The organism is Acinetobacter sp. YH01007, assembly GCF_013420425.1.
Taxonomy (GTDB): domain Bacteria; phylum Pseudomonadota; class Gammaproteobacteria; order Pseudomonadales; family Moraxellaceae; genus Acinetobacter; species Acinetobacter towneri.
The window spans coordinates 1-9802 of sequence record NZ_VOYC01000010.1; the positions used below are offsets into that span (position 1 = coordinate 1).

General features: G+C 39.0%; 7 protein-coding genes and 3 pseudogenes. 2 read left to right on the plus strand and 8 right to left on the minus strand.

Annotated features, from left to right (window positions below; all coding sequences use genetic code 11):
• Nucleotides 1–129: 129 nt before the first annotated feature.
• Nucleotides 130–252, minus strand: a pseudogene (locus FTT74_RS06480) (IS66 family insertion sequence element accessory protein TnpB); the annotation flags it as partial.
• A gap of 84 nt (nt 253–336) precedes the next feature.
• On the opposite strand from FTT74_RS06480, the pseudogene FTT74_RS06485 reads away from it, so the two are divergent.
• Both FTT74_RS06485 and FTT74_RS06490 read left to right on the plus strand, forming a co-directional pair.
• Nucleotides 337–954, plus strand: a pseudogene (locus FTT74_RS06485) (IS66 family transposase); the annotation flags it as partial.
• A gap of 2 nt (nt 955–956) precedes the next feature.
• A pseudogene (locus FTT74_RS06490) lies at nt 957–1064 on the plus strand (IS5/IS1182 family transposase); the annotation flags it as partial.
• A 123-nt stretch (nt 1065–1187) separates the two neighbouring features.
• On the opposite strand, the gene FTT74_RS06495 reads toward FTT74_RS06490, so the two are convergent.
• From FTT74_RS06495 to FTT74_RS06525, 7 genes are all read right to left on the minus strand, one after another.
• Nucleotides 1188–2378 carry an HlyD family type I secretion periplasmic adaptor subunit gene (locus tag FTT74_RS06495; protein ID WP_163120768.1) on the minus strand — a complete coding sequence of 397 codons (1191 nt, stop codon included), beginning with the start codon at nt 2376–2378 and terminating at the stop codon, nt 1188–1190.
• Entirely contained in the window at nt 2375–4504 is a 2130-nt protein-coding gene (locus FTT74_RS06500) for a type I secretion system permease/ATPase (protein WP_163120769.1), read from the minus strand. The genes FTT74_RS06495 and FTT74_RS06500 overlap by 4 nt, the downstream gene beginning before the upstream one ends.
• Entirely contained in the window at nt 4501–6015 is a 1515-nt protein-coding gene (locus tag FTT74_RS06505; protein ID WP_179988702.1) for a TolC family protein, read from the minus strand. The genes FTT74_RS06500 and FTT74_RS06505 overlap by 4 nt, the downstream gene beginning before the upstream one ends.
• Nucleotides 6016–6140: 125 nt before the next feature.
• Complete coding sequence (locus FTT74_RS06510; RefSeq protein ID WP_163120771.1) at nt 6141–7235, minus strand: BapA prefix-like domain-containing protein; 1095 nt, start codon at nt 7233–7235, stop codon at nt 6141–6143.
• Between the two features lie 45 nt (nt 7236–7280).
• Nucleotides 7281–8126: an OmpA family protein gene (locus FTT74_RS06515; RefSeq protein WP_179988704.1), complete on the minus strand. Its 846-nt coding sequence runs from the start codon at nt 8124–8126 to the stop codon at nt 7281–7283.
• 811 nt (nt 8127–8937) lie between these two features.
• Nucleotides 8938–9315, minus strand: coding sequence for an IS66 family insertion sequence element accessory protein TnpB (tnpB, locus tag FTT74_RS06520; RefSeq protein WP_179988701.1), 378 nt, complete (start codon nt 9313–9315; stop codon nt 8938–8940).
• A 50-nt stretch (nt 9316–9365) separates the two neighbouring features.
• Nucleotides 9366–9689, minus strand: a complete 324-nt coding sequence (locus FTT74_RS06525; RefSeq protein WP_179988703.1) for a transposase — start codon at nt 9687–9689, stop codon at nt 9366–9368.
• Nucleotides 9690–9802 lie beyond the last annotated feature (113 nt).

Here is a 9802-nt window from a genome sequence, read left to right on the forward strand (position 1 = left end):
TTTTAGCAACAGGAGGTGTTGCTGAATATATATCCATGTTCATGGATTAAGTCCCCACTTGTTTTTAGGTGGGAACTAAATTAAGGCTTATAGGATCGCTTGGTAAGGCTGTGTTAGCCGGATGCTTACGACCGAAGCGATCGAGGTATTAGGATTTTTGCAGGCATTGACAATACTGAGTTTGAATTCTTTGCTGTATGTTCTGTGTTTTTTAGCAACAGGAGGTGTTGCTGAATATATATCCATGTTCATGGATTAAGTCCCCACTTGTTTTTAGGTGGGAACTAAATTAAGGCTTATAGGATCGCTTGGTAAGGCTGTGTTAGCCGGATGCTTACACCTGAATTGCTCAGCCATGTGCTGGTATCGAAGTATGCCGATCATTTGCCGCTGTACCGTCAACGTCTGATCTATCAGCGGGCGGGAATCGAACTTTCTAGATCAACGTTATCTGACTGGATTGGTCGCTGCGGTGTGGAACTGGAGCCTCTGGCCAATGCCTTAAAAGAGGTGGTACTACAACAGCAGGTGATCCATGCCGATGAAACGCCGGTCACCATCATGCGGATGGGTGATGATGAGAAAAAACCGAAGAAAGGTTATGTCTGGGCCTATGCCACTACACAGTACAATCCAGTTCAAGCGGTGATCTATGACTTTCAGGATAGCCGTTCAGGTCAGCATGCAGAAGAGTTCCTGAATGGCTGGCAGGGCCATCTGGTCTGTGATGATTACAGTGGTTATAAAGCACGCTTTAAATCAGGCGATGTCATTGAGGTGGGCTGCATGGCGCATGCACGTCGTAAATTCCATGAACTGCATGTGACCGGGAAAAGTCAGGTCGCTGAACAGGCATTGGTGCTGATTCAGAAACTGTATGCGATAGAAGCAGAACTCAGGAAAAAGACCGATGGTACAGCGGAAGACCGCCGCGAATACCGACAACAGCATAGTCATTAATGGCAAGAAGCTTTCCTAGTCAGGTGAATGAAATTCATGCACGTGTAGCAGTCCTCAACAGATTTACGGAATTAGGTCGACCACTTACCCAAGTTACGCCTTAAATTTGGCTCAATTAGGGGCGCTTTGCATTTCAAATCTTTGTGCAACAAAGCCGTATTCACATATAAAAAGCACAAAAACAAAATTATTTACACCCTCAAATTTATTTACAGGCTCACTCAAAACTATCTTTCTCTTAAAGCCTCTTGCGCTTTATTAAATGGTTTTATTAGATAATCTAAAATCGTTTTCTCCCCTGTTTTAATATCGACTGTTGCAACCATGCCAGGAGTAATACTGAATTGTTTGCCTGCTTTATTCATCAATTTTCCTGAATCCGTTCGAATATACACTCGATAATAAAATTGATCTTGCTTAACTTCATCTCTCAATGTGTCTGGTGAAATAATTGAAACTTTTCCTTTCAACCCACCATAAATAGAATAATCATAGGCAGTGATCTTCACGAGTGCATCTTGCCCAGGATGAATAAAAGCAATATCTCGCGGTGAAATACGTGCCTCAACCAAAAGTTGTTCATCCAGAGGAACAATTGTCATCAACTTGCCATTTTGAGAAATCACTCCGCCAATAGTCATAACATCAATTTCTTTAACAATTCCTCGTACAGGTGATTTAAAAAGAGTACGATTTAAAGAGTCTGATTTACCTTTTACGACTTGTAATTGCGTTTCGATATCTGTGTTGGCTTTTGCCAACTCTTCTCGAGCTTTTACCAAATATTGATTTCTCACATCATTCATTTGATTGCGCAAATCAGTTGCTTGGCGCTTGAGCCGCAATACTTCGACTTCACTAGCTGCACCTTTAGCTACTAATGGTTCAGTCATTTGTAGCTCCTGTTCAACTAAAATAAGTGCCTGTTGTAAACCTGACAAAGATTCTTCTATATTAGATCGTCGTGAATGATACAGTGCTGTTTCTTCTTCAACTAAACTTCGCTCTTTAAGTACTTCACTCGGAAACTTTAAAGCAGTTCCATTGACTTCTGCACGTAATCGCGCTGCTGTTGCTTGTGATGCCAGTAGTAAGGAAGCAGATTCACCAACATTTGATGCAAAGCGAGTTGGGTCAAGTTGGGCAAGTACCTGCCCTTCTTGTACGATTTGCCCTTCATGCACATAAAGCTTTGTTAAAATTCCACCTTCAAGAGACTGTACCACTTGTTCTTTAGATGAAGGAATGACTTTACCAGTACCAGTTGAAACCTCTTCAAGTTTAAAAAACCATGCCCAGATCAATAAAGCCAGAAGCCCCGAACAAATAATCCAAATAAATAGACTGGGTCTGGGCAATGGTGGTTCTAAATCTTGAACTTTTACAGCATCTTTTCTTTCTATAGGATTTCTAATCATGATGCTGTACTCGCTATATTGGTTTGAGTATTACCTAATACTTGCTCTTTAGGACCATCCATAACAATTTTTCCATCATGTACTACAATAATTCGATCCACCAACTCAAGTACTGCTCGACGATGGGTTGCAATGACTAACGTTCTTTGGCCCAACCAGCCTTTCAGGTTGTCAATCAATTGTTTTTCAGAAACGTCATCGATTGCGGCTGTCGGCTCATCAAGCAATAGAATATTTGGTTGACGAAGTAATAATCGTGATAAAAGTAAAGCTTGACGCTGGCCACCAGAAAAACCAACACCACCTTCTAAAATTTGATGATCTAAACCTTCTTTCTTATCTAATACAAAGTTTAATGCCCCAGTGAGCTTGAGCACATTTAAAAGCTCTTGGTCAGTCGCCAAAGGTGAGCCTAATGTCAAATTTTCACGTACAGAGCCAAAAAACAAATGTGGATTCTGATTGAGTAAGCCCATATCTCGACGTACATCCGTTGGATCAATTAACCCCAAGTCAACCCCATCTAATTTGATTTTCCCTTGAACAGGCTCCTGCATCCCAGATAGCAACTGTAATAGCGTTGATTTGCCTGCACCATTACGACCTAAAATCGCTATTTTCTCACCAGTTTGAATTTCAAGTTTCGGAATGATGAGAGTAGGTTTTGCATCGTTTTCACTATATTTGAAGACAATATTATTAAGTTCATAATGTCCATTCAAAACAGGCCTATGAATTAAATGTGCATTTGGTGCTTGGTCAACTGGTTTCTTCATAAGCTCATCTAAACTTGTCTTAGCAACTTTAGCTTGTTGAAAACGCCCTAGAACTCCTGAAATCTGTGTAATTGGTCCTAGCATGCGCGATGATAAAATTGAACAAGCAACTAATGCACCTGTAGTCATTTCCCCTTTCATTACAGCAAAACATCCAACCAGTACGACAATCGCAAAAGTAAGCCCTTGCACTTTCTGAGTCCACGCCCCCACAATTCCAACTAATTTCCGTTGGCGCATTGAAATATCTGCAGCAGCTTGATTCATGTGATTCCATTGGTTCTGAAATCGAGATTCCGCTCGCAATAACTTAATATCTTCTATACCTTGAACAGCTTCCACCAGTGTTGCATTGCGAATAGCACCTTCACGCATTCCTTCAGATGCTAATTTTGCCAATGGCTTTTGAATCAAAATTCCAGGAATAATCATTAAAGGTACAACCAAAACCATGACCCAGAACAGATTGCCACCGATCAGCCAAAAAATGGCCAAAAACAAAAAGAAGAAAGGCAAATCTGCAATCGCTGAAATGGTTGTAGAAGTGACTAATTCACGAACACCTTCCAATTCACGTATTTGCGAAATAAACGTACCTGTGGATTTGGATCGCTCTTTATTTTTAATTCTTAAAGCATGACCAAATACCTTATCTGAGATTTTTAGATCTGCACGTTTTCCGATAATGTCTGATAAATAAATACGTGCAACTCGTAAACAAAATTCAAATATTGCTGCAATTAGTACACCACCGGCTAATACCCATAAAGTTGGAATAGACTGTGCAGGAATAACTCGATCATAAACATTCATTGAAAATAAAACTGTCGCCAATGCAAGTATATTGGCCATTAATGATGCAAACATCACATCCAAATAGCGTTTCCAGTCTTTGAGTACAATCGTCCAAAACCAGTTCTGCTCATATGGTTTAATATACTCATCAATACGGACATCAGGAATTGATTTCTCAGGTCTTAAAATATAAACATTGTTCACATTTTCTTTTAATAACTCTACAGTAAGTACTTGTGCTAATCCCTGATCACCACTGAACTGAATATTCGCATTCCCATTGGCATCGAGTTGATTCAATACGCCAACTTGCCCATCTCTCATTTGAATAAGAAGTGGTAAACGCCACGGATTCAAAATATCTTCACTAAATTCAGTTTTTCTTAGACTCATCCCGATCTGACGGCTCACCAAAATCAAAATATCATCAAGTGACTGGCTCGGATTCCAATCGAGTTGCAAGCGTAAACGCTCTTCAGATGGTTCGATACGATAATGTTTTGCAATTGCTAGAACGGCTTGAAGCCATGGCTGATAATTCATAGTTTTGCTCATGGTAAAATTTCAAACCCTTGAATAGAAGTATTATTTAGTTGATAAAATGCTCTTGAAGCACCAGTAACATAGATATACTGAATTAGGGCCGCGTAAATATCATATCTTGCATTTTCAATTTCCTGTGCGGCAGCATGAATTGCTTGTTCAGAATTCAATAAATCCACCACTGTGCGGGTGCCTAATTTATATTGTTCTTGATACAACTCTTTTGTCCGTGCCGTGGTTTCTTTTCTTAACGCTAGAACATCCATTTGCTTTTGCTTATTTTCGACCTGCACACGAATGAGTTGTATTTGATCTAAGACATCTAAATAAACTGTGTTAACCGCCGCTTTTGCTGCTTCTTCCGCATAATTTGCAGAACGGATTTTTGCTCGAGTCGCCCCGCCTTGGAAAAAGTTACTATTCGCTTCCAACATAACAGAGCTATAAAAACCATCATCTTCATTATTATTCGGATTTTTCCCATTCAAAGCTTGATTTAAGCTAGCTTTAATATTAATTGTTGGATAAGCGCTCAGTTTTGTTTGTTCTTTTTGTAATTTAGCAACTTGCACTGATGCCTGAGCTACGATCATCTTAGGAATTTGAGTGAAGTTTGGGTCATTGTATAAACCCGCATTACGAATGATCGTATCTGGAATATGCATCTTCACATGAGAGACGTCATAGCCTAGTAGCATTTGTAACTTTTGCTGATATTGCTTTAATTGCGTTTCTTGTATGAGTAAATTTGATTGGGCCGCTTCTAAATTTGACTGTGCCTGAATCGGATCTGCCTGACTACTAATACCCGCTTTAGCCCGTAAATTAGCGATTTCTGCAATTCGAGCAATTCCTTTGATTTGTTGATTAGCAATACGAACGATTTCTTGATAACGGTTAATATTGACCATCGCATTCGCTGTTTGATATGCAATATCATCAATGCTATTTAATGTATTTGCTTGTTCTCGTAATAACTTCGCTTCTTCTATATTGATATCGCTTTTGATTTTTCCAAAATCATATAAAACCTGTGTCGCTGATAAACTGTAAAGCTGTCTTCCCCGTTCGCCAGTCGTTAAATCAGCTGTACTAATACCACCAGAGATTTGAGGAAAATATTGTGCTTTCGCCGCATCAATGTTTGCACCTTGGCCTGCAATAGTAGCAATACTCTGAGTGATTTCAGGTCGACGCTGTAGCGCTTGATGAATTGCATCAAAAAGTGTTAGCTCAGCTTCAGAGTTAATGCTTATTTTTTCCATACCTTTAAGTTGTTGTTGAATACCACTCAATTTGATAACTGGCAAAGTATCTTGCGCTGTCTGCTCACCCCATGAGTATTTACTTAGTTCTTGAATACTCACTTGATTCAAATCTGCAGGTTGCAACGAAAAAAACTGTTCGATGTTTGCTTTAGCTGAGTCTAAATAATTTTTTGGTTTTGCTGCATAAATAGGCATTATTGGTGCACAAAACGGAAGAAACAGCACAAGCCATATCTTTGATTTTATAAAATTCATGATTTAAGCATCTTTGTAAATTCATACCGTGGGAGTTTTTCAAATGCTGCGTCATAGCATTAAATGAGTACTGTAATTGCAGCCATTTTCATTACAATTTTTATCTATCTTTATCCAAAATTAACTTAAGATAAATTCAAATTTAAAATGAATGAAAGGAGCGTTATGTTTGACATAGTGTCTTCACCTTCCGCTGCAGGAGTTACTTTGACAGTAATGCCGTTTTCAAGGTCTTCAGCTGTTAATGGACGGTTAACCAGTTCAGTGCCATCTTGATCTTTGATCACAACAGTATCACCAACGCTATAACCCGCATCTTTCGGGAAGGTTACTTTTGCATCAACTTTGCCATTCTCATCAACATCTGATGGGTTAATGACATCATCACCGCCATCTTGAATTTCAACAACTGGCGCACCTGTTAGGTCTTTTTCACCGTCACCGTCAACATCGCCCGGAACTACCAAGTCAACTGTTGAATTATCGCTGCCTTCTGGTGACGTATTGCCAGCTTTATCGGTCACTGTTGCGGTAACAACTGTATCTTTACCTTCCGCAGCAGGAGTTACTTCAACAGTAATACCATTGTTGTTAATGTCATCTTTGCTTGATGCTGTAACTTCAATTTCTTCTATTGAACCATCTGGATGAGTGATCGTAATCTTATCACCCTCTACAACTGGCTCGGTCGGCTTAACAGTCACTGTAACTTTGCCGTTGACAAGATCAGTTGGATTGATAACACCATCACCACCATCATTAATCTCAACAGTTGGTGCTGTAGGTGCTGTAGTATCTTTCGGTTCTTCATCCTTGTCATTGTGATCAATAATTGCTGCAGCGCCACCAACTACAGCAGCACCCACCAACCAAGGTAACAATCCAACGAGTTGACTGCTTTCAACAGCAGGCAATAATGCTTCTAATCCTGGAATGCCTTTAAAACCCGATACGCCATCAAACCAATATAGAACACACCCATCTTCTTCAAAAACCAAATCTGAAGCGACATCGTCATATGTTATAAAAAAATTCTCAATAACAACAACTTCACCATTTTTTAACTTAAGCACTAAGTTATTGCCATCACGGATAAATTCGTCGACGTCATCACGGCTCATTTTAGTATGAACAATAGAAGCTTCGGTTAATGTAATCTGTGTCGCATTTACTGTAGACTTATTTAATGAGTCTTTCTCAATTACAATAAAATTAGTCATATTTTTACCCAAAAAATTATATTCTTTTATCTTCTAAAACTTTAACTATTTAGTAATGCCTGTAATTTCGACAGTTACACGGCGGTCAGGCTGTAAACAAGCTTTGAGTTCTTCACGCTGTTTTACATCAAAACAACCATTCGTCACAGGTTGATTTTTGCCTGCACTAGACGTTGAAATATTATTTTCAGATACACCGTTTTGAACCAACAGGTTGCGTACTGTGTCTGCACGGTTTTGCCCCAATTGATTGTTATAGCTATCACTTCCCAAACGATCTGTGTGACCAACTAAATTAATGCGGCTTACAGAAACGAAGTTGTTATGAATTTGCGAAGCAACATTCAAGACCTCTTGACGCCCCTTTGGCAGTAAATCATTCAAGGAAGAACCGTTAAATTTAAATAAAGTGTCCGCAGCTAAATCCACTCGTATTATCTGTTCCTGAGCAGCAACCTTGTGCTTCACCTCACAACTTAAAGGCTGACCATTATTGGAAATAAAAGGTTTACCGTCTGTATTGACAGAGAGTACAAATTCATTGCTTGTTAGCTTTCCTACGTTTAAGTCAACATCACAACTTTGGCATGATTCTTCAGTACAGTTTTTTACTTTGAAATTATATGTTTCTGGTTTCAATGCATATTGAGCCGAATTATTTATATAAAAATTTCCAGCTTTAATACTGTCGATATAAAATTCAATTGGGCAATTTTGCTGTTCTGCTGTATCACCACCACACAGCTTCTCATCTCGCTTTAATACAATAGGTTGATTATTTTCTTGTGTTTTTTTCTGAAAACGTAAATCTGATGGCTTCGTATATGAGCTTGATGTGCAAGCCGCTACTCCCAATGAAGCTACAACAGCTAAAAGTGACAATCTCAACATTACTACCCCTTGTGGACTTAGAACAATTTCAAGCACATTTTCTACACAAATATCTTACCATGAATCTACTGAAAGATTATTAATGTGACACAGCATACATTTCGGCATCTTTACATCAGATTAAATGTGCATTTTGAACATTTATTTTTATGTGAACTGCATCACTTTATAGTTTTATTGGAAATACTTAACTAGATAGCCCTAATTAAACGAAGATTAAAAATCAGACATATCAATAAGATGTAGCTAAATTCTAAAATTTTCTAGCTATTCACTCGATCAATATTGGTCGCCATAAAGAACTCTCATCAAATTTTCACCTTGATGAGCATTACACAAATCATACAGAGCATAAGCAAGAGAACGCTTCTTTACAGTATCCATAACCTAAGAATTTCAGCTTATTAAAAGCTTTAATAGGCAAACCTGATGTTTATCTAGGTAGTCTATTACGGGAAAAGAATCTACTTAAAAGCGCAGTCCACTCACATAAGCTAATAAATAACCATATAGATCAAAATTCCACATTGAAATAGGATTTGAAATTACTACAAACTATTTCTTCAATCGGTGAACAATCAGGCTTATTATTGTAAGCGTTATTTCATTCGCACAAGTTTAAAACAGCAAGTTAAGCTGCTGCATATGTAGATTTGGTTCCAGCACATCAGCTGTATGGCAGTTCAGCCAACAAACAAAAGCCACCTATCAAAAGCAGGTGACAGTAAAATACGCTCAGTATTGTATATGTAACCTTAACAGCGATTCAACAGAATCCACACATTGAAGCTTTATATCAACAATTATTAAGTCAGGATAAAAATAAAAGATGTGCTTTAGGTGTTGCAATGCGCAAGCTTATACGTCTGTGTTGCTGCAATCCAACTGTCTGCCAGGACAAACCTTGGATCAGTGCCTGTAACTGTTCCGGGCTGAGGGCCACGGTTTCACCTTGGTGAAGCTTAGCCCAGTGAAATTTGCCCTGTTCCAGCCGCCGGGTACACAGCCAGATGCCCAGTCCATCGTGCACCAGTACTTTCATACGATGACCACGTTTATTACAGAACAGGTAAGCACAGTGCGGCTTGATCGAGCCAAAGGTTCTGACCACCTGAGCCATGGCAGTATCCATTTCTGCACGCATATCCATGGGCTGAGTAGACAACCAGATTTCATCGATACGGATCATGTTTCCAGCACCATGAGTAATTCTGCCAAGGCAGATATTTCTGATACTTGTCATTTCAAGCCAATTTCTGCTTTTGAGTGAGGTAAAGTAATTTGAACTTTTAACATGTCAGTAGGAGTAGGATCTAATGGTGCAGAGCAAGATAAGGCAATAAATGCAGGTTTATTCGGTAGTGGTGAGCGATCATTCCCTGGCTTACCATCAATTAAGCGAATCCATTTGGATACAAGATTTGTATTCAATCCATGTTGCAAAGCGACTGAAACAATTGAAACGTCCGGTGCTTTACAAGCCTGAACGATCTGCTGTTTAAACTCAGCACTGTATGTTCTTCGTTTTTTCGCAAGAGATGCGATGGATAGAGGTGGTCCCACTTGTTTGAACAACTAAAAGCGTATTTATAAGTGATATTCCGCTCTAGTTAAGCCACCTTGTTTTGTTGGGGTAGCTGATCATAGTAAAACTCATTTGGTGTCATTTTGTCTAG